Origin of the sequence: Chloroflexus sp. MS-G (assembly GCF_000735195.1) — a bacterium.
GTDB lineage: Bacteria > Chloroflexota > Chloroflexia > Chloroflexales > Chloroflexaceae > Chloroflexus.
On the sequence record NZ_JPIM01000080.1, the window covers coordinates 1 to 22,055 of the forward strand.

General features: G+C 52.5%; 18 protein-coding genes and 1 riboswitch. Of the genes, 11 read left to right on the forward strand and 7 right to left on the reverse strand.

Annotated features, from left to right (window positions below; all coding sequences use genetic code 11):
- Window positions 1–217: 217 nt before the first annotated feature.
- Entirely contained in the window at window positions 218–1,633 is a 1,416-nt protein-coding gene (locus JE47_RS0114130; protein WP_031460382.1) for a sensor histidine kinase, read from the forward strand.
- A gap of 65 nt (window positions 1,634–1,698) precedes the next feature.
- On the opposite strand, the gene JE47_RS0114135 is transcribed toward JE47_RS0114130, so the two are convergent.
- The 6 genes from JE47_RS0114135 to JE47_RS0114160 form a co-directional block, all read right to left on the reverse strand.
- A complete protein-coding gene (locus JE47_RS0114135) occupies window positions 1,699–2,838 on the reverse strand; it encodes an energy-coupling factor transporter transmembrane component T (RefSeq protein ID WP_031460383.1) in 1,140 nt (379 codons plus the stop codon).
- Entirely contained in the window at window positions 2,838–3,599 is a 762-nt protein-coding gene (gene cobS / locus JE47_RS0114140) for an adenosylcobinamide-GDP ribazoletransferase (RefSeq protein ID WP_031460384.1), read from the reverse strand. Before cobS ends, JE47_RS0114135 begins: the two co-directional genes overlap by 1 nt.
- Complete coding sequence (locus JE47_RS0114145) at window positions 3,596–4,240, reverse strand: histidine phosphatase family protein (RefSeq protein WP_031460385.1); 645 nt, start codon at window positions 4,238–4,240, stop codon at window positions 3,596–3,598. The genes cobS and JE47_RS0114145 overlap by 4 nt, the downstream gene beginning before the upstream one ends.
- Before the next feature lie 12 nt (window positions 4,241–4,252).
- A complete protein-coding gene (locus JE47_RS0114150) occupies window positions 4,253–5,107 on the reverse strand; it encodes a hypothetical protein (protein ID WP_031460386.1) in 855 nt (284 codons plus the stop codon).
- A 4-nt stretch (window positions 5,108–5,111) separates the two neighbouring features.
- Window positions 5,112–6,176 carry a prenyltransferase/squalene oxidase repeat-containing protein gene (locus JE47_RS0114155; RefSeq protein WP_031460387.1) on the reverse strand — a complete coding sequence of 355 codons (1,065 nt, stop codon included), beginning with the start codon at window positions 6,174–6,176 and terminating at the stop codon, window positions 5,112–5,114.
- 126 nt (window positions 6,177–6,302) lie between these two features.
- A riboswitch (cobalamin riboswitch) is annotated at window positions 6,303–6,443 on the reverse strand.
- 53 nt (window positions 6,444–6,496) lie between these two features.
- Window positions 6,497–7,543: a [LysW]-lysine hydrolase gene (locus tag JE47_RS0114160; RefSeq protein WP_031460388.1), complete on the reverse strand. Its 1,047-nt coding sequence runs from the start codon at window positions 7,541–7,543 to the stop codon at window positions 6,497–6,499.
- A gap of 245 nt (window positions 7,544–7,788) precedes the next feature.
- On the opposite strand from JE47_RS0114160, the gene JE47_RS0114165 reads away from it, so the two are divergent.
- From JE47_RS0114165 to JE47_RS0114210, 10 genes are all read left to right on the forward strand, one after another.
- Entirely contained in the window at window positions 7,789–8,202 is a 414-nt protein-coding gene (locus JE47_RS0114165; protein ID WP_031460389.1) for an ATP-binding protein, read from the forward strand.
- Window positions 8,203–8,214: 12 nt separating this feature from the next.
- Complete coding sequence (locus tag JE47_RS0114170; RefSeq protein ID WP_031460390.1) at window positions 8,215–8,718, forward strand: YcxB family protein; 504 nt, start codon at window positions 8,215–8,217, stop codon at window positions 8,716–8,718.
- Between the two features lie 685 nt (window positions 8,719–9,403).
- Window positions 9,404–9,784, forward strand: coding sequence for a hypothetical protein (locus JE47_RS0114175; protein ID WP_031460391.1), 381 nt, complete (start codon window positions 9,404–9,406; stop codon window positions 9,782–9,784).
- A 134-nt stretch (window positions 9,785–9,918) separates the two neighbouring features.
- Window positions 9,919–10,815, forward strand: a complete 897-nt coding sequence (locus JE47_RS0114180) for a hypothetical protein (protein WP_051871171.1) — start codon at window positions 9,919–9,921, stop codon at window positions 10,813–10,815.
- Window positions 10,816–10,829: 14 nt separating this feature from the next.
- The gene (locus JE47_RS0114185; protein WP_031460393.1) at window positions 10,830–12,131 is read left to right on the forward strand and encodes a site-specific DNA-methyltransferase; all 1,302 of its coding nucleotides are present in this window, start codon (window positions 10,830–10,832) and stop codon (window positions 12,129–12,131) included.
- Between the two features lie 303 nt (window positions 12,132–12,434).
- Entirely contained in the window at window positions 12,435–13,211 is a 777-nt protein-coding gene (locus JE47_RS0114190) for a hypothetical protein (RefSeq protein ID WP_152556072.1), read from the forward strand.
- A gap of 96 nt (window positions 13,212–13,307) precedes the next feature.
- A complete protein-coding gene (locus JE47_RS0114195) occupies window positions 13,308–13,961 on the forward strand; it encodes a hypothetical protein (RefSeq protein ID WP_031460395.1) in 654 nt (217 codons plus the stop codon).
- 2 nt (window positions 13,962–13,963) lie between these two features.
- Window positions 13,964–15,499, forward strand: a complete 1,536-nt coding sequence (locus JE47_RS0114200; protein WP_031460396.1) for a restriction endonuclease NspV — start codon at window positions 13,964–13,966, stop codon at window positions 15,497–15,499.
- 83 nt (window positions 15,500–15,582) lie between these two features.
- Window positions 15,583–15,843: a hypothetical protein gene (locus JE47_RS0114205; protein WP_031460397.1), complete on the forward strand. Its 261-nt coding sequence runs from the start codon at window positions 15,583–15,585 to the stop codon at window positions 15,841–15,843.
- 71 nt (window positions 15,844–15,914) lie between these two features.
- Window positions 15,915–20,132, forward strand: a complete 4,218-nt coding sequence (locus tag JE47_RS0114210) for a bifunctional RecB family nuclease/DEAD/DEAH box helicase (protein ID WP_236631246.1) — start codon at window positions 15,915–15,917, stop codon at window positions 20,130–20,132.
- Window positions 20,133–20,168: 36 nt separating this feature from the next.
- Here JE47_RS0114210 and JE47_RS0114215 read toward each other — a convergent pair whose 3' ends face one another.
- On the reverse strand, window positions 20,169–21,455 hold the full coding sequence (locus tag JE47_RS0114215) for a sensor histidine kinase (RefSeq protein WP_031460399.1): 1,287 nt from the start codon (window positions 21,453–21,455) through the stop codon (window positions 20,169–20,171).
- Window positions 21,456–22,055 lie beyond the last annotated feature (600 nt).

Sequence of the window (22,055 nt, forward strand, 5' to 3'; positions counted from 1 at the left end):
ATTAAATGGGAAGCATCCTCCTCCTTCCTCGCTCCTGGTGAGAGCTTAAAATGGGGGCTAAAGAGAGGGTATGGAGATAGCTGGAAACCTGCCTCAGCCGGCATACCGACGCAGCAGCGTGACGCCTGTTATGCCGACCGCGTGACGCGGGTTAGCAGTAGCAAATTACGGCCCTCGTGTATCATGGTGAAAGGATAACCAGCACAGGAGCTTAAACATGATCGAGCGTGAAGATGTCACAGCCTACATTGCCAGGCTAGAACAAGAATTGCAGGCAGCGCAAACTCGTATTGCTGCTCTCGAACGTGAAGCTGAGTTGCACGCCCGCTATGCCCGTGACCTTGATCGACGGCTGGCCGCACTGCTTTCCATTTCGGCTGCGCTGCTGATCAGTCATGATGTCGAGAAGATAGTGCAACTCGTCGTGCAGCAAGCCACCAACCTCTTTCCGGGTACGGCAGCGGCGTATATCTATCTGCTTGATGATGAGACAGAGGGTGCTTTGCATCTGCGGGCCTCTATTCCAGCAGGTACGCCTTCTCCGGCAATTGCAATCCTGGCCGATATAGCTGTGAAAGCGCCACGCTCGATCCTGTTAACCGGCCCACAAATCGAGAACCTGCTGCGACAACAGCATCTATCGCTGGATAAAGCCGCTGAGAATTGCACTTTGCCCCAAAGCGTGCTGCTGGCGCCCCTGCGGATCGAAAGTCAACGGAATGGGGCGCTTATCGTATGCAGCGATCAGATTTGGCATCTGTACCATCCGCGCGATTTGCCGTTCGTGCAGGCATTGGCCGATCTGACAATGATTGCGATTGATGAAGTTCGGCAGCGGCAACGAGCAACAGCGTTACAGCACGATCTGGCGCTTACCCAATCGCTCCGGGCCGAGGCTGAAGCACGTTTGAACGCAGCACAGGCACAGTTATTGCAGAGTGCGAAACTGGCTGCGGTTGGTGAACTATCGGCTTCAGTGGCTCACGAAATCAATAATCCACTCTATGCAGCGCGCAACAGTCTCTATCTGGTCGAACAAGATTTACCGCCCGATGCCCCACAGCGCACATTTCTGAACATTGCTCAGCAAGAGTTAGGGCGGATTGCACGCATTATCACCCGGATGCGTGATTTCTACCGCCCTTCACGTGGCGAGCTGACCAGTGCCAACATTAATGCCTTGCTTCGTGAAACGCTTGAGTTAGTCACTACCCATCTGCGCCACAATCACGTTACTGTCCGTACCCAGCTCGCTAATGATCTGCCACCGATCACGGCCCATGCCGATCAGTTACGGCAGGTGTTTTTGAATGTTATTCTGAACGCTTGTGATGCGATGCCCAATGGCGGTGAATTGACCGTTACTACCAGTCTGGTCGCTGGCCGCCCAGAAGCGCCATCGACGCTATCAATCGCGATTAGTGATACCGGTGTCGGGATTGCCCCTGAACATATACCGCATCTCTTTGAGCCATTTTACACCACTAAACCGCACGGTACCGGTCTTGGGTTGGCAATCAGTGCCCATATCATTACGCAACATGGCGGGCGTATTCTTGTCGATAGCCAACCTGGTGTTGGAACAACGTTCACCATTCTGCTGCCACTTGAAGCGCCAGTGGCAACAGGGTGATCTGATGGTTCCTGCACGGAAGTTTTCGATGGATTTCTCCTGCTCAACCGCTTCAGCCCTACACGTTAATCGGAAGCGCTTACCCGCAATGGGTGTTGGGGCGGCGCTTCACGACGTGCGGCCCGGCGGTCAGCGTTCAGACGGTGTGCACGGCGTGGTGCTGTCGATGGCAGTGGTATGGCAGGTACGGCCAGCGCCAAAATCGCCGCACCGATACGAAGATCAAAACTGGGCGCCGTGATAACCGGAAACGGATAGTAGACGAGCGCACTTGGTTCAATCAAGCGCATCGTCGCGATCACGCCAACTGCACTGACAGCAGCGATCCAGGTAAACGTATCATGACGGTGCCAGCGTTCGCGCCGATAGGTTGTGCGTGGCACACGTCGGCTTAGTTGGTGGGCAGCCCAGCCGGTGAGGAGGAGACCACCACCGCCAAGTGGGGCGACGAGTGGGAAGCTGGAAGGACCAACCCACAGCCAGCCGATGACCGCAGATGTCAGGCCTACCAGACCGAAGACCAGCCCTAGTGTGCGGCCGGTTGCCGGTGTCGTTGATACCGTGCGTCCATAGCCACGTGCTTCGAGTGCTTCGGCCAATTGGAGGGCACGCTCAAGACTACCGGCCAGAAGAGGGCTAATCAAGGCACCCCAACTCCGTATCCCACCAAACCGATGACCACGTGCACGCTGGGCGGCCGTAATGTCCTGGACGGTGCGTACCAATCCTGGGGCAAAGGCAATCGCTATCGTCACGGCAAGACCGGCGTGGAAGAGTGAGCGCGGGGTCAGCCGGAGCAGCCGATGATGATCGACGAGCGCGTTAAAGGCGCCGAAAATGAGCAGCAGTGTCCACAATCCCAAACCACGAGTGGCCCCCCAGGCCAGGGCTTCAGCAGTGATTGACCCGCCAAAGACAATACCGCCTGACCACGCCGGAAGCTGAATGGCAGGCAACCGGAAGATCACGGTTGTTCCGCGTGCTCCACCGACCGTCACGATGGCAAAGAGAATGTATCCGAACCAGATAAAGGCACCGACACGGGCAAAGAGGGCAAAACTCCGTGCTAGCGGACGATCATCACGCCGATTCACGAAGATGTACGTCACCACCAGCATCAGCAAGATGTGGTAAAGCGGATGCGGTGCGAGCATTGCGATGGTAACTGTTGCAATCAGCCAGCAGAGCCATGTGCGCGTGTGCATTAGCCATTCCCCAGGCGTACTGTCAGCGTAGCCAGTACCACCACTTCGCTTATCTCACAAAGGGCGCCGTAGGTATCGCCGGTCAGGCCACCGAAGTCACGGACCCACCAGCGCGCTAACAGATATGCCAGCCCCAACACCAAACCGAAGGCGATCAAGCCGTTGAAGTTGGCAATAAGCCACGTGACTCCCCCCGTGAGCAAAGATGCCAGCCAGAAGTCACGCTGTCGTACCTGAGAATTGAACATGCGTCCCAGTCCCCCTTCCCGTGCGGCGGGAAACCAATAGATGCAGAAACAATCGGCCCAACGCCCCAGAATGGGTGCCAGCAGGAGGGCAGGCCAGGCGCCTGGCGCACCAGCGATCAGAGCTACTTTCAGGAAGAGGATCATGATCAGCGCTGAGGCTCCCATGACCCCGATCCGACTGTCTTTCATGATTTCGAGTTTGCGTTCACGTGATCGCCAGCTCACTGCGGCATCGAACGTATCGCTCAGGCCGTCGAGGTGCATTCCGCCGGTAATGATGCCCCACATTGCCACCACCAGTACGGCGGCGCTGAGGTCACCCCACAACGGTCGGGCCAGCAGGTCAACCGCAGTTAACACACCGCCGATGACCAGGCCGGCCATCGGAAACCAGGGGATTGCCCGCACAACGCTCTGCTCGTTCATTGGTGGCAGGCCGGGAAGGGGAATGATGGTGAGAAAGCGTAGGGCCTCTACCAGACCAATGGGAGAACGGATTGATGATTCACTCATACATCTTCCGCCGTCGCCGCCAACAACCGCGGTACGGTGTTGATCGTGCGCATAATGACTGTTGATCCGTATACATCGAGTGCAGTGATACTGCCTAAGTCGATGCGCCAGCGCCAGTATTCGGCTATCGGAAGCTGACAACACCAACAGAGTACCAGTTGGATGGGTGTGGCGTGAGTGACGATCAGCACTCGTTGACCCACCGATCCGGCGAGCAATTCTTGCCATGCCTCGTTCACCCGGTTTGCCACTTCAGCCAGACTTTCTCCCCCAGTGGCCCGACCATCAATGCCGTTTGCCCAGCGTTGCTGAGCGTCATCAGGAAAACGTTGCAGCACCTCGCGGTACGTTAGTCCTTCCCAACGTCCGTGATCGATCTCCAACCACCGCGAATCTTCATGCACTGGGATCGTCGGTCGCCGATTCAAAATCATCGTGGCCAGAGAACGGGTTCGCTCTGTTGGGCTGACAATGATGTTGGTAAAGGGTAGCACTTGTAGACGTTGAGCAAGGGCCAGATGTTGGCGCCGACCGTAATCGGTCAGAGGACTGTCACGGAGGCCGAGATACCGCCGACTCCGATTGGCTTCGGTTTGACCGTGACGAACAAGCCAGATACTGGTGTGGCGTGAACGACCCACTGTGAAACTCCTTTATCCCTTGTTACGCCGTCTCAACGTGACCACGATGCCCATAATCAACAGTGCTGCCAGGGCAAAAAAAGCAAGCCATTGCCCATTTCCATTGCTTGCCATGGTCGGTGTAGGCGTTTCGGTTCTAGTCGGTGGTGTCGGAGCAAGCGCAGTTGGCGACGGCAGTGGACTGAGACTAAGGGTAATGGATGACCCTGTTGGTGCTCCTGCGGTCGGTGAAGAAGGGCGAGCGATTGGCATGGGTGTCGTTGGTTGTGTCGTAGCGATAGTTGGGCCTTCCATGGCCGTAGGGTTCATAGTTGCAGTAGCCTGGCGTCCAACTGTAGGAATGGCTGTTGGAACAGTGGTAGCAGTGGGCACAGTTGTGGGGAGTATTGTTGTCTGACCACACACATCACTCAGTTCGAGATCTGGTGGTACCGCACCACTACTAGCATCACCCGGCCCCCAGGCCCAGCCGTGGAGATCGCCATCGTTCACCACAACGTTGCTGGCGCCCAAATTGGAATAACGCCATGTACCGGCCTCGCGGCGGTAAAAGGCCCAGTAAACCGCTCGCCCCTGCTGATCGCGAGCACAGAAGCAACTGGTCGCCGGATAGTCGCAACCGTCGCGACCAATTTTACACACTGCGGCGCCGATACTGCTCTGCTGACTGATCAACGGTAACCCGCTCCGTTCGAGCAGATCAAGTCCACTGATCGTCGATTCGTTAAAGGTAACGCATGCCGTCACTACTTCACCATTACCGAAACGCACCACGACCCCAGCACGGTTGACCGGTGACTGGGCATTGACCGCGCTCGACAGGAGGGTCATAACCAGCAAGATCAGCATCGTGCGCCACAGTTTCATCGTCCTACCCTTGTCTCACCGGCTCACGGCGCAGCCACAGACCAACGACCAGCAGGGCCATCCCTGTGAGGGCAACCAGAGCCAGGATCGGCACAGTTTCGCCACCGGTTGTTGGCAGATTGATGGCCGAAGCGATCAATGTTTGTGCTGCCGGGATGGTGACGGTCCGTACCGGCAACGTTCTGCCAGCGACTGCCGGAATTGCCTGATAGGTTGCCAATGCGTTATCGTCGGGCATTGCGTTTTGATAGCGGAAGGCACCACTTTGATTCTGGAATGCGATCAACGACTTCAGCGGTGTTGCTTCGCCCTGTCGCCATGGATTTGCGTTTGGGTCTTCACCGAGGGCCAGGATTGCCTGGATCACTGCTGCGGTGGAGTTGGCATCACTGGCGTTGCCGAATGCAGATGTTTGCGAGTAGGGAAACCCGCCATCGGGATTCTGTTGACCACGGAGATAGTTACGGGCGGCGGTTAACGCATCGCCTGCACGAGCATAGCCACTCAAAGCCATCACCGCCAGACTGGTCGTATTGGTATCGCTACCGGTTGCTGCGGCGCCATCAAAACTCCATCCACCGTCGCGAAGCTGTAACCCGATAAGACGTTCGATAGCAGGCGCTGGCGGTTGGACGCCCATCGCCTTGATGGCCAGGAGGGCCAGGGCATGGCCGTACACATCGGCGCCGTACTGACCGGTGGCCGGGTCGTAAGTTGTACCAAGCTGGCGGGCCAGATTAACCCCACCAAAATTGAGCGGATCGCGTCCGGCAGCGACGACGGCCAGGATCACCTTGGCTGTTGCGCCAGCCGATGAGGTTCCGTAGCTAGCGGCCTGTCCGGCCAGATAGTTGAGCGCGCTGGCTGGTGGTTGTTCACCACCGGCCACGAGCGCCACAATAGCATCAGCAGTATCACCAGGCCCAAAACCGGCAAAACTTCCATCGGCCTGTTGCTGGCCGAGAATCCACTTCAATCCGGCAGCAACCATGTCGCTTTGTGCAGCCACTGGTTGCGATACGATTATACTCAACATCATCGTAAGGATAAGGACAATTGTTCGACGCATGAGACGCTCCTCTCGTTTCCGTCAGCGAACACCGAACAGACAACAAAAATCCCTCCACCAGCGGTGGAGGGGTGAACTGATGAAGCAAAAAGAAGGTATTGCCTCACCCCCTTTCCAGCGCGGGCGTGACAGCAGACGAGTAGGGACGGGCATTCTGGCTCGTCGCCAATGGCGACATACAGTAGCGTGGACTGCGCCGGCCTTGCACCGGACTTCCCCCAATTAAGCCCTTCGCTTCCTCCGGGCTCCCTACCGGTGGGGTACAACCCCACGTTGCTTATATTCAATCAGGCTGATGGTAGCACAACCCTTGTCAATCGTCAACGTAATTGTGCCAACACATCGGCTAACACCGCAATCGCGTGTTCGTATTCGTGCAGCACAATATGTTCGTCAGGCGTATGATCGAGCCGTGAATCGCCCGGCCCGTAAGCAACGATTGGGCACTGCCACACCGGGCCTACGACATTCATATCTGCTGTACCGGTCTTGTGGAGAAACGCCGGTTGACCGCCGTGTTGACGAATCGCCCGCACAAATGCACTTGCCAGCGGTGTCGTGCGTGGACTCTGGAAGGCCGGGCAGGCGCCTTCAAAAGAGAGATGGGCAGCACCGGCTAAGGTCTGGAGCGTCTCGGCCAGGGTTGATGGTTCAACGCCGGGTGGCAGACGAAAGCCAATGGTTGCTTCGACCCATTCGTTGATGCCATCGCTATCGCTATGAACACGCCGGAGCGAAGGGATGAGTTGCTCAAACAGCCGGCTTCGTCCGGCATTGAGGTGCTGACAGTACTGTTCAATTGCTCGCCAGAAGTCAACCATCTGTTCGGGGGCAGCACGTTGTTCACCAGCACTATGGGCAACCGGTTGCTGATAACGATAGTGGACGAGCAGCCGTCCCTTGTAACCAAGCGTAATCCGATCCCAACCGCTCGGTTCTCCGATCACGCAAAAATCAGGGCGGTAGCGATCACGGGCTGCATGAGCACCACGTGAGCTGGCGGCTTCCTCTTCGGTGGCCCCGATAATAACTAGTCGGCAACCTAACGTGCCAGCCTGCTCGGCACGGCGGGCTGCCCAGACAAAGGTCGCCAACGGGCCTTTGGCATCAACAGCACCGCGCCCATAGAGTTTGCCGTCTTCGATACGTACCGGTATCTCGCCGGGCACAGTATCGATGTGGCCGAGCAACACAACTAATGGCCCATCCGTGCCCACCTGACCAACCGCACTGCCCGACTCATCAACGAACGCTTCCCAGCCGAACGCAGCCATTTGCGCCACCATCACCTGTACTGCCGCTGCTTCCTGTCCAGAGAGCGATGGCGTGCGGAGCAGACGAATAAGAAACTCAACCGCGTCGTTCATAAGCCTGTTGCGCAAGAGGTTGCGACTTCGGGGTCGCAGCGTAATGCGCATCTCCTTTCTTGACGGGTGCAAACGGTAAGACTCTTGCCTGGCCCTCTTTCCTCTTCCTCCATCCCACTGCCGGGCAGGGAGAGACGTTGCAAAGACTCAGGTTTTGAGCTATTTCATGTAAACATCCGCAACCGTATGGTATCATAAGATGCGTATTCACCGGAATCGCTATCGTAAGATCACTTGGAGCAAGTATGACCGCATCACTAACCTTTAACGCCGACCTGCATAGCCTCAAACAGATTCGGCGTTCGATCATTGATGCGGCGAGTTACACTGGTGCGCGTCGTGATTGTATTGATGATATTGTCTACGCAGCCAACGAACTGATCACCAACACCATTATCTATGGTTATGGTGGGCAAGTTGGCCCAATATGGATCGAAGTTTGGAATGAAGGTGATACGCTTTTGGTATCGATCCGTGATGCAGCACCGGCATTTAATCCGCTCAGTGTTCCTTTACCACGTCATCTGATCGCGCATGGACAGCAACGAGCGGGTGGTTTGGGGCTGTTCTTGTCGCGGAGTTTGCTGGATGATCTACAATATCGCACACTACCACACGGCGGTAACGAACTGATCTTGATCAAGCGGCATGCATTTTAGTGTTGACAAACTATGATTATCGAGAGTGTCATTAGCCAGAAAGAGTTTACCCGGCACGCCCTCAGTCGCTATTTTCGTCGTCCTATTTTCTATGTCTTTGCATTTGTAGCGGCAGTACTGACAGCGTTCGTCATTTATGATCCCTCTGTGCCTCAGGTACCCGCGTTATTAGGTGGTTGGCTGCCTTTTCTGGTCTACAGTATTGTGGGCTGGATCATGATTTATCGCCAGAGCCGAAAGCGAGATCTTCCGGTTTACCAGCCAATCCGTTACGAATTGGGGCGTGATACGTTAATCGTCAAAGCCCAAAGTGGGCGAAGTGAGATTCCGTGGTCACAAGTGCGCGGCTGGCGCAAGCTGTTTGGTGTCTATGAGCTACAGCTCATCAACGGCCAGGTGTTGTTGATTTCGGGGCGAGCAATTGGCCCCCGCCAGGTAGGAGCTTTTGAGCGCATCCTGCGGAATCGGATTGATCCGAAGCCTGAGCCGGGTATTTTTGATGAACCAGCAACGTAATACCGATCCTGTTTGCGAAAACCGTGTATCAGGTTCTTGAACTGGTGTGTTTCATGGAAAATAGCGGGGGAGCAATGTGATGATTGCGTTGGAATGGAACAGGCGCGAAGGAGTGGTTCCCTGAACGCAAATGCTTCCCGAACGCAGATGTGCTCGTAGTCGTTGTGGGTATCGCCAACGGGTATTATATTCACGTGCGACTGCTGCCATTGCAGGTGTAGTAATCTCAGTCGGCTTAGCGACACATAGTATCGGCTCGCTGAAAGAACGGGTGGTGCAGGATCAAGCCTCGACGAGTGCGAGATGTTGTGTGTGGCGTGGGTAAACGAGTGATATCTGGTAGTATTTTGCTGATCTTGGGTGTCTTCGCTCGTTCAGCATATAGGGGGGAACGTGCGAACATATTGCGTTCGTGCAACCTCGAGATGTTGTTAGATCGGCAAGAAGCCTGGATAAAGGAGGCGGTAGCAGCGAATGAGGTGTGCCTTTCGTTAACATAGCCGCCCTTGTGAGCTTATCTGTACACACCCTCGCAGTCATATTGTGAGCCGTCGCCACGGGAATGTCTTGACATAGCCATGTGGCTGCTCAAGTTGCCCTACAATCATGCAATCATGAAGAAAGGTGCCGATAGTGGGATCCTGGAACAGCGTAAAGATCAAACCTGCGGAGGTAGGAAAACATTATGGGACTTGCTCCTAGCGATCCAAAGCCTGCAAAGATAACAATACGTGAGGCATACGAGAGAATTAGGGGATGGTATCAAACGAACATCTCTCATGTTAGCGATATTGACTCTCGAGCGAAGGCTTGTCTTGAATTGGTGGAGAGATTGCCAGAAGAGGGAAATCTTTCTGACATCGAGATTAGGGCAGTGCTCTTGGAAGTTATAGCAGGGAAACTAGAGTGGGCTTATCATCTGTCAGATGGGAGCTACAAAATGGCTGCCTATGCAACTGCAGCTCTGGAACAAGCCGGACTCCCTAGATTTCTCTCCAAAGAGGAGAAGCAGAAACTTAAGAATAGCCTTCTTTACAAATACCTTTCGCTACATTTGAGGAATTAATTAGCAAACTGTTATGTACCGAACCGTCCAATCCACTCTTTGAGCCGATAGGCCCCCCTTCGGTCTGCCTACGGCTTAAGTGCCAATCGCTAGACTGCTAGTAGAGCCATATTGCCAATATGGAGGTTCTGACAATGGAATACTCAACGTTGAGTGATTCACGCCAAGACCATAAACGCTTCGCTGATTACAAATCTAATGCACATAATTGGATTACATTGGCTACGGGTGAGTATTATCCTGACGTATTGCCCTATGCTTGCGAGCTTTACAAGCCTGTATTAGTGCTATTCGGACAACTTTTGCAAAGTTCAGAATCTTCGGAGCGATTACTTTTGCAAATTAGTGAGATTAGACAAACTTGGATTCGAACTCAACTCCTCAGAGTCTTTCGTAAATATGTTAGCCCCTCAACACCTGTCGAAATGACAAAAAGGAAGTCTAGCATAAAAGAGATCATCGTAAATTTCGGTTCTCGGTTTAGGCCAATTCACGAAGTGCAAGCAGCTTACAGCTCTCGTCCGATCCCAGATGAAGCATTATGTGCTATTTTGTGGGAATATAAGGATCGGGGCAAGAAAGGCTATGATTTGACTGAGCGGTTCTTTGAGATGGTCCGCGCTCGTTTTCCAGACCTGACAATTGAAGGTCCAGATCGAGCCGGTAGAGATATTCTTATGGGGAAAGTTTTCCCTGGCTACCCTAATCCAAATCGCCCAGTTGATTTTGTGATCAAGGATGAGAAAGATGTATTAGCAATTGGCTTGGCACGGTATGATTCTGATCGAGGCGGCGCTCAGGAAGATGACAGGCCTGGTCAATATCGAAGCACAATTGATGAAGTACTAGGCTACGTCCAGAAACACAACTTGAGAACGAAAGTAATCCTCTTGAACGATGGGCCGGGTTTGCTGTTAGGCTCAATGTGGGATGATTACAGCAAGCTTGAGGAAAGCTATCTTGACAAAGTGATGGTTCTAACCTTGCGAATGGTTCCCGAACGTCTTACTCTTGAGTGGCTTCAGTCATAGTAAGGGGGCTACACATGTCGCCTGGTGTGTCTAAAAAAAAGTGGAACGGTAATGGCTCTTCGGTACAGATGGAAGTGCCCACTACCTCGCTAGATGTCTCGTTGTACTACGAGGGAAAGCGTGATGCAACAGAGATTCTTGCGACTCCGCCAGCCAGCACTCGGCTAATTTGGGGTGATGAGAAGGCTGAGAATCTTCTTTTCTATGGAGATAATTTACCCATTCTATCCCTGCTTTTGCAGGATCAATCGTTGTTCGGCAAAGTGCGTTTGGTCTATATTGACCCCCCTTTTGCTACAAGAAGTGTGTATAAATCCCGGTCTCAAAGGGATGCATATCAAGACCTGCTTTCTGGCGCTCATTATATCGAATTCTTACGCCAGCGGTTGATATTCCTGCGCGAGCTCCTCGCAGATGATGGGTCAATTTATGTTCATCTTGACGAGCATATGGCCTTCTACATCAAAGTAATAATGGACGAGATTTTTGGAAAAACCAACTTCCGCAATTGGATAACCCGAAAGAAATGCAATCCTAAGAATTACACTCGGAAGACCTATGGTAACATTTCCGATTACATCCTGTTCTACACTAAGTCAGACAATTACGTTTGGAATCGTCCGGTACAAGAATGGACAGAGGAAGCTGCACGAAAAGAGTATCAGTATGTTGAGCAGGAAACAGGGCGTAGATACAAGAAAGTCCCTATCCACGCCCCTGGCATAAGGAATGGCGAGACAGGAAAACCTTGGCGTGGGATGTTGCCGCCACCTGGGAAACACTGGCAATTTACTCCACAAACGCTGGATGAGATGGATGCACGTGGAGAGATATATTGGTCTCCAACCGGTAATCCTCGCAGAAAGGTGTACCTGGATGAAAGCATGGGCGTACCGGTTCAAGATATATGGCTGAACTTTATGGATGCACATAATCAGAATGTTAGGATTACAGGTTATCCTACTGAGAAAAATCCTGATTTGTTAGCACAGATTGTTCGTGCCTCTTCTAATGCTGGAGACATTGTGCTCGACTGCTTCTCCGGCTCAGGAACGACCCTGGAAGTAGCCTCACGATTAGGACGTAGGTGGGTAGGAATTGATAATAGTCCAGAGGCAATTAGAACCACATTGTATCGTTTTGCTCATGGTACTGAACCTATGGGAGACTTTGTTGTGAAGCATAACCAGAAGAGAAAGCATGAGCAGCCACGTTTGAGCCTATTTCACATTACAGATTTCGCACTACATGCAATTGAACCTTACACGGGAGACATAGATGAAATTGTTGCAGAATGGGAAGGTTGGCTTCATTAGGTGATGGGATTTCTGTTTTTAGTTGGTCGCTCAGCGAGAGTATTCATCCAAACAGTGTTCCAACCTGCGGTTGATGCGCATATTATCAACCTACCAAATTTATGAGTACTAACAATGACAGATGATATTCTATTCTCGGTAGTTGACGGTAAGGTCTTTCTTGGTTATCCTGAAGAACAGGAAATCCTTCTAAAACCTTACGTTGGTTGCTCTGGGAGGCAAGATCGTTCGCATGTGTGAAGAGTTGAGGTGCAGACCGTTAGCAAGTGCAACACAATCCGAAATGTGCAAATGCGGGAGAGTATGAAGGAAAAAGCTGAACAAATCATTCTTGGGTTTACGGCAGTATTTAGTATCCTCGTTTCTGTATTAGACTTGTTCGGTTTAGATCTTCTTCCGAGCGGTATCGTCTTCTCACTAACGCTGCTTGGTGTGGGGCTTATTACAGGTTATTTGGTTTTTGAAAGAAGAAGTAAGTTAGATAAGATTGAACGAATTGTCATTGAAGGCTTTAATAATCTTAGTGTTGGTCATGTAAAGGTGTTTGCAGATTTACAAGAATATACTGAATATATTTCTCTTAGGATAAAAGAAGCGAAAAAGAGCGTTGATGATCTTTCGTGGGGGTATTATATTTCTTTTAGGACCGAGGGTGAAAAGCAGGCCTTCGCGAAGTATGTGCAGGCTATACTTGAAACAGCTTCGCGCAAGGAAATACGGTATCGTGAAGTTATGACATTTCCGTCAAAAGAAAGACTTAAGCGTGCTGAAGAGATATTAAGCAAGAATATTTATGGTTACCAACTTCGTTATTATGAGATTGAACATCAAAGTGTACCACCACTCCTTCAGTTTATGATCATAGACTCCGAAGAGGTTTTTTTGGGAGTCCACAGAGGTAAGACCTTGCCGGCAGAGGGCGAACCTCTTATAGCGACTCGGCACCCAGATATTGTTCACTATTTTCAAGACTATTACGATGCCATTTGGCAAGGAGCTGCGATAATAAAAGATGCCGGAAAGCAGGCCGACAATCAAATGTTGGCAAGGATAAGGCAACACCTCCTTGCGAACGAATAAAGCGCTGCCTAAATCGCGCTTTGCGCTGACAGACTACCCTTTGTTCAGCCTACGGCTTAGTGCAAATCGTTAGGCGGCAAATTGTGAGGTCAAGTAATGAAACCGAAGCTAACACTTGAAATTCTTAAGGTAGAAGCGCAGACGTTTGCCGGTATCGAGTCAGCACACCGCGAGCCGTCATTGTATGGTGTTACAGATGGGAAGGCTGTTGGCACATACTTCGAGCACAAGTTTCGGTCTTACCTCCGCGAAAAGTACGACTTTGAGGAAGGAAGCTCTGCAAGTGGGATCGACTTTTCCGAACTTGAAGTTGACATGAAGGTAACAAGCATAAGGCAACCGCAATCATCGTGTCCTTTTAAATCTGCTCGGCAGAAAATCTACGGCTTGGGCTATTCTTTGCTTGTGTTCGTATACGAAAAAACAGATGACCCCCAAACAGCTACAGGAAATCTAAACGTTCTGCACACGATCTTTGTCAGTAAAGAGCGGACGGCAGACTTTCAAACGACCACAGGTCTTCGCCGAATCCTTGAGAATGAGGGGAACAAGGATGACATTATGGCTTTCATCGAGGAGCGCAGACTGCCAGTAGACGAGATCGAGTCATCAGCGATAGCTGACGAAATCCTTTCTGATCCTCCTAAGGTAGGCTATCTTACCATCTCGAATGCCCTTCAATGGAGACTTCAATATGGTCGAGTCATCGAGAAGGCTGGCCTCGTTACGGGTGTTGAAAGGCTGAGATAGCGATGCGTAATCAAACACAGCGCAAAGTCGAATTCGGGGATTTTCAAACACCCATCAGCCTGGCCAGGGAAATTTGTTCCCTTATCGCTCGGACTGGATTTCGCCCTGCTTCGATTCTTGAGCCGACTTGCGGAACGGGTTCATTTCTCAAAGCATCGTTAGAAACATTTCCAAACGTGTCACGTGTTCTTGGCTTTGAGATCAACCCGCAATACGTAGCACAGGCAAAGCAGGCTGTTGCACACGCATTCCCTCATGCGTCCACTGAAGTTTATCAAGCTGATTTCTTCTTCACGAATTGGTCTGAGATCGTTGAATCGTTGCCTAAACCCATCCTTGTCATAGGCAATCCACCTTGGGTCACAAATACAGCGTTAAGCATGCTGGGCAGTAGCAATGTTCCGACGAAGTCAAACCTCGACAATCTCCGCGGTATTGATGCGCTCACCGGTAAAAGCAATTTCGACATTTCGGAATGGATGATTAGAAAGAACATCGAATGGCTCAATGGTAAAAACGGCATGCTTGCGATGCTTTGCAAAACGACAGTAGCACGTAAAGTTCTTTTATACGCCTGGCAAAATGGCCTACGAATTGAGTCAGCATCACTGTATCTCCTCGACGCGCAGAAATACTTTGGGGCGTCGGTTGACGCCTGCCTTTTGTTCGTTCGGAGCGAGCCAAACGGCAATAGCAAGGAATGCCGGGTTTTTTATTCTATTCATGCACACCACCCTGATAGCACGTTTGGTTTGCAGGATGGAATGCTTGTGGCTGATGTCAAATCATACCAGAAATGGAAAGACCTTAGAGGGAACGGTTTCCGGGGTTGGCGGTCAGGGATAAAGCACGATTGTAGCAAGGTCTTTGAACTGAACGTTGAGTCTGGTAAGTTTGTTAACGGGCTGGGAGAATTCGTGGAGCTTGAACCTGAAGTGCTCTTTCCGTTGCTCAAAAGCTCCGATCTTGCAGCGCACAGGAAGCCGCGTCGTTGGATGATTGTTCCACAACGGACGATGAGCGACGATCCAAGCCATTTTAGGTCTGACGCCCCCAAGACGTGGAATTATCTTACTGAGCACGCTCATCTTCTAGACAAACGAAAGAGTTCCATCTACAAGAACCGCCCGCCCTTCTCGGTCTTTGGGGTTGGACCCTATACATTTGCTCCCTGGAAGGTTGCTATCTCAGGTTTATACAAGAAGCTCGAATTTGTCCAAGTACCACCGTTTCGGGGACGCCCAGTGGTTCTGGACGATACCTGTTATTTTTTCTCCTGTGCGTCTGAAGAAGAGTGCGATTTCCTGTACGAGCTGGTGATGTCCGACCCTGCCAGAGCGTTTTGGTCAGCCTTCATTTTCTGGGACGCAAAGCGGCCAATTACGGCCCAACTTCTTAACTTGCTTGATCTGATAGCTCTTGCGCGAGTGTTGGGGAAAGAGGGCAAGATTGCGCAAACGCTGGCGGAACGGCAGTTGGTAGCGTACACGGAAGAAGCTTACCAGAGGCTCCTTTTTAGGGAAGAAGCTGCTGAATAGTAAGCCGGTTGCAAACGAATTGGATCTACCAGCCGCTCAACAAGCACTTGCCTTGATGCCACCTCTGCACTTCGGTGGCACAGATGAAAACAGACGTTAACCTGCCTGTTACCTCGTTACAGACGAAAGGTGTTGTCAACGATGATCCAGACAGATCACCGGTAACGGTTCATCATTGGGCAAAAGACGGTGATACTACTGTTACTACGCTTGACGGCTACGAACGGGTGTTGGGCGAAGTGGTTAAACCGGTCGATGTACAATCACGTCTGAGAATACTTGACCTTAGTACTAGTACAGCTAATCTGACTGAACGTTTTATCATAAAGGCTGTAAAGTATTAGGGATAGATTTCGCGGCTAGTATACTGGCAAACGTGCGTACAGGCGCCACAAGCTACATTGGTATGAGTTATATGGATGAACACCTTCCCCCGCTGCCAAACAATCCGAATCGGCCACATTCGCTTTCACCAACCGACCTGGCTCAGTATCTGCGCCTCGATCAGTGTCGGCGCTACTTGCGTCTACGCCTCCACGAACGACGGAAAGAGCTAACCTGGCTGCCAAAATACCGCATATCGTTGCAACCGCTCCCGCCGATGTTGACCATCGCCGGTCGGCAGTTTGAACAGTCTATTGAAGATCAGGTACGGCAACACTTTCCCAATGCCGTTCACTGCGCACAGCGTCAGCGCGCAGGCGATCCGCAGTTTACGACCTCCGATCACAATCATATTGTGCTTCAACACATCCGGCAGCTCGCACCTGGTACGAAGCAAGTTCTCTTTCAACCGCGGGTGGCCGCTCATCTTGATGGCTGGGCGGTCAGTGGTGATATTGATCTGTTGTTGTTGGCACGTACTGATGACGGCAGGCTGGAACTCCTGATCGTTGATACCAAAAGTTCGGCAACGGCGAAGATCGAGCATCGTCTGCAACTGGCCTGCTATCAGCGGCTCGTCGAGCAGATTTGCCAGGATGCAAATGTAGCATTGCAAACCGTTCGGCTCGGTATTCTGTACCGTGGTGAAGGTGAACTTGCAGCAACGAACCAGACGCTAGCCGAACGACGACGGATTGAAGCTGAGCAACGGCAGGCGCTGGAATGGCTGGGGGTAACTACCGGTTATCTGGAAATCATTACCGATCCAACCCCCTATCTGGCCGAGATCGAGACGTTACTGGCTGGCCCATCGGCAATCTTATCCACCATCGCAACCGCACCATTTGCCGAATTACCTTTCCACTTGACAGCTAAATGTGATGGGTGTCTGTACAATGAGATTTGTATGCGATGGGCGGCTCTGTACGACGATCTCTCGCTCATACCGACCCTGACCGAGGCTGAGAAGTCGGCGCTTCACACACATCAGATCACGACGACCCAACAGCTTGCATTGCTGAAAGAGGTCACAGACAATGGTGAACTAGTAACCCCATCTGAACACCGCAAAAAGGTTAGCGAGCTGCTCCATCATCCGGTGCTGGCGCCGCGGCTCGATGAACTGATCCAGCGCGCACGTGCGTTTCGTCGCTGGCGGGGTGACGATCTCCGTACCCCCAAACGGTTGGCATACCGTGGGTATGGAACGATGCCTGCCATCGGCCCTGATCTTCACCCCAATCTGATTGCTATCTATCTTGATACGCTCTATGACCATACCAGAGGAATGCTGGTTATGCTTGGTGCGCTGGTCACCGGCTACCAGAACGGGCAACTGGTCAATGAGCGGCAGCGGTTTGTCGTGCAACTGCTCGCTAAACCACCGCAGACGCTGGCCGATGAAGCGAAGTTACTGGAAAACTGGATGAACGAATTGTTGCGGGCAGTGGCTAAAGTGGCAACACCTGATGCGGATGGGAAGTTTCAGGCTCCTCTTCACTTGATCGTCCCCGATTCATTTTGTTTGCAAACACTTCTGGACGGATTGGCCCGTCATCCGCAGATCATGGGTACCACACCGCTCTACGATCTGGCTGCGCAGAGCGCCGGTTTTGAGGCGCCGGTGGTAACCGTGGTGGTGAATGAGCGACGCCGTTTTTACAACGATCCACTGGCCTACGATTCGCTCGTGCGATTGGCCCAGATGGAGGGTTTCGATTGGGGAGAGTATCGGCGACGTTTCTACCGACGGGTTTTTGACGATCTGAGTAACGATAAAGAGGTTGGATGGTATACGCGCCGGATTCGTTTCAACAATCAGATACCGCTCGAATATGTTTACGCCGCCTGGAATGCGCTACCGCCACCACCTGATCGTGGTGATGATGAATTGATTGACTACCGGGCAGTGACGTCTGAACATCTGAAAGGTTTTGTAGAAAAGCGCTTAGAAGCCTGCCAATTACTGGCGTTGCAATTGCCGGCTAATCCGCGTACAACTAAACCGACCTTTGATCTAAGCAGTATTACGACATATTCCCGTCGTTCGCACACGCTGGCCGATGCGTTGGCCGAGTTTTTGCTGATCGAACGCTATGTTGCACTGGTGACCTGGGGACAACAGCACCTGCCTCCGCCTGAGCAGCGGGTATTGGCTGGGGTAAGCCTGATCGTGCGTTATGAACCGGAAGATCAAGACCCAACCTTGATCGAAGTTCTGGCTAAAAATGAACGACGACGGGCGTTGAAGGCCGAACTGAGCGGGAATCGCAAGCGTGTGCGCTTGACCGAAGAGCAAAAACAGGCGGTTGAGCCATTGCCGCTGCCGGATGTGCCGTTGCGGTTACGTATTGATCTGAATGGCGTCGAGTGTGATCTGGATACAGCTTTACGGCTGACCAGCTTGTCACCCGGTGATAAAGTTATCCTGGCCCCCCGCTGGAGCGTCGATGAGCGTTTACCGTCCGATCAACAGCAGCCGTTCACGACAACGGCTCGCCAATTGCTGTATCAGTCGCGAGCAACGCTGGTAGATATTGATGCTTCCGGTTTCATTCTTCTCAAACCCCATGTGCAGTACAGCAACGGTGATCGGCGCTTTTCGTTTCCATCTTCCTGGCGTTGGCCGCAGGCCGGTGCGTTGTACACCATCGAAGCCGATCCAAACGACATATACGCTCAACGTTGTATGGAGGTGGTTGATGAACTGCGTCAGGGAGCACGTAATGCACTTTACGACCGGCTTGCTGCACCGTCAAGCGTGACCTGCTCGATCTCAAAACCGGTCATCGAAGGTCAGCAACACTTTGCCGAGGGATTACGGGCACTGGCCGACGCCGGTGAACTCCACTCGTTTGATGAGCATCAGATGAGCTATATCGCCGGTTACGGCGATGCCCCAACCTTGCTCGTGCAAGGGCCGCCTGGCACCGGCAAGAGCTATGTATCGGCGTTTGCGCTGTTGGCTCGCATGCAAGGTCTGCTCAAGGCCGGGCAGCCGTGTCGGGTATTGCTGAGCTGCAAGACGCATGCGGCAACCGATGTGTTGTTGCGTAAGATTGCTGACGTTCAGCGAACTTTGGCTGAGCAGCGGCAACGGCAACCGGATTTATTCGCAAAATACTTCGACGCTCGCCTGCTCGACGTTCCTCTCTTTCGAGTGCGTCCTAAAGCCGATAGTGATCTCCCTGCAATCGTTCGTACTATAAATGACGTAAGTGAAATCAATAAAGGCACGGCTTGTTTTGTTGCTGCCACGCCGTTTGCCGTCAGTTCACTCCTCAAACAGAACCAACGCTACCACACCGCTACCTTTGCCGATTTGCTGGTGCTCGATGAAGCATCACAGATGAATCTGGCCGAAGCCTGTATGGCTGCTATTGCCCTGCATCAACATGGACGCCTGATCGTCGTCGGTGATCATCGTCAGATGCCGCCGATTGTGCAACATGAATGGCAGAACGAGCGTCGGCGCACATTTCAGGCGTATCGGGTCTATGCTTCCCTTTTCGAGACGCTGTTGCATCTTGATCCGACACCGCCAGTAGTAAGGTTGGCGGAAAGTTTCCGGCTTCATCGCGATCTGGCCGACTTTCTGCGCCGTGCAATTTACGAGCAAGACGGTATTCATTACTTCTCACGGCGGGTTACGCATCTTGATCCGGTCAAGATTGACGACCCATTCATCGCCGCAGCGCTTGATCCCCGCTATCCGCTGGTCGTCATCGTTCACGAGGAGGCGCAGAGTCAGGATATCAATCCGTTTGAAATCAGTCTGATCCGACCGATCATCGAAGCGTTGGTGATGCAGCTTAATCTAAATCCCGGCAGTGGGGTTGGGGTTGTCGTCCCGCACCGTGCCCAGCGCCTGGTATTGCGTGACCAACTTCCCTCGTTGATGAAAGAGCTACTCATCGAACATGAGGGTGCGACTGTCGATACAGTAGAGCGCTTTCAGGGTGATGAGCGCGATGTGATCATTGTTTCGGCAACTGAGAGCGATCCTAACTACCTGCGCACGACCAGCGGTTTTCTGCTCGATCCACGGCGCCTGAACGTCGCGCTAAGTCGGGCCCGTCACAAACTGATCTTAATCGCCGCCCGTACCGTCTTTCAACTCTTCGCTACCGATGAAGAGGTCTTTCATCATGCACAACTCTGGAAACGGCTGCTTCGTGACACCTGCCGCACCAGGTTGTGGAGTGGTGAACGCGATGGTATCGCCGTGGAAGTGTGGGGCAATACGTAGCAGAGAGCGTAAGGTTAGGCAAATCATCGCAACCGATCAGACGTCTGCACCGTGCTGGCAGTCACCTGTGCAATGATGGATTGCCGTTGTCTCGCGTTTGAATGGCAAAGTCACCACAATCCGCGTTCCCTGACCAACTGGGGATTCAAGACGAAAATCGGCGCCAATAGCGTAGGCGCGCTGCGCCATACTAAGCAAACCAATACCGCCACCGCGTAGCGAAGCACCGCCACGGCCATTATCAGCGATGGTAAGGACGAGCTGATCGGTATCATACACCAGACTCATCGTTACCTGCGAGGCCTGCGCGTGACGGTGACAGTTTGCCAGCGCTTCTTGCACGATGCGGTATAAGGCAATCAATTGATTGGTGTCTGGTATCGGCAAGTCTGGTGAAGCAGTGAAGTCCAGGTGCGTCTTTGTGACAGCCGACCAACGCTTGCCTAACTCGGTCAGGATGGTTGGGAAATCGGCCTCGCCTAGTTGGGGCGGATATAGATCACGCACGATGTGAGCCAGCTCCTGCTCGGTGATGTTGAGAGCGGTTTGCGTGCGGGCCAGGTACTCCTGGGCCGTCTGGTGATCGCCTTGTATCAGCGCTGCACGCATTGCTTCGAGGTATAACTGAATACCCAGCAGCGCTGAACGTCCGCCGTCGTGCAGATCACGGGCAATTCTGGCCCGCTCTGCTTCGCTGGCGGCCAGGGCTAGTGATACTCCCGACTTAAACGAGTATTCATACATCAGCGGTGAACGAACCGCCTGGTTCGGCTGCTGATCAGCCGGATGATGGTAACGCCAGTGTTGTACCAACGCCAGTGCCGCCAGATCGGCATATTCGTAGATTATTCCCAGCAGGTGGTTCTGGTTAACCGATGCGTCAGGATTATACGACAGTTGTACAACGGCGATATTCTGTCCTTCCCATTGCAAAGGAATACTCAACGTGAGCCAGCAATCACCGCCATGGCAGTAGTGGAACCGCGCTTCGCTATCGTGGTCACAATCAACAAGTTGGGGAAGGAAATCGTGTAGTGTCTGCCAAGATAGTCGTTCTTCATCGAGCGCATCAGACGACAGATCATCGCTATGGGTGGGATACTGAGCGATCAACGTAACCTTTTGCTGTTGATCGAGCAGGTACAACGAACCGCGATCAGCGCCTAGCAGCTCACAGCCGAGCTGTACCACGTGTTGGGGCAAGTCTGTATGACCGAGGTGAGTCAGGAACCGGCGGGCAATATCCAACGGAGAGTGTCGTGGTGCAGTAGCACGGTTCGTCGCTATCTGCTGCTCTTCTTGTACATTCGCTCGGACTTCCATAGTGCCGCTCCGTCCGATCATTGAAATATCAGTTTTTGTACCCGCTGCGACTCATGGTTAGCTGTTCTGAGTAGTATTGAATAATTGGCTATCTCACAAACTAGCTATCGATGATATGAATACTTCCACATCTTCAGCGTAATATGCCTCTGTGAAATCACACGCATATAATACGAAAGCGCAAATGCCATCTCCCATCACCCTGGTCCTCAAGGGTGGCGGATGCCCCAATCAGAGTTAAGTGGTTTTCTACTCACCCTGTTGGATTCTAGCTGAAGATTATTACGATCTGGAATTTTTCTTATTCATCATGGTACCTGCTTATTGGTAACGTGTCAACGTTGTGAACAAAAGAATTTATCAGGTGATGCGTTATCGGCGGTTCTAAGCGATTGAACGAGTGCGCTGCCCAGGTTCGCCTCGCTGTGCAGATGACGAATGAAATGCGCCACCGAACCTCCCCCCTTCCTCGCCCCGTGTGGGAGCGGAAGGCGGGCCAGGGGGAGGGTGAGGGCGCCTGGGGCGAAAGTGAAGGGCCTAGGGCGAAAGTGAACGGCCTGGAGCGAAAGTGAACGGCCTGGAGCGAAAGTGAAGGGCCTG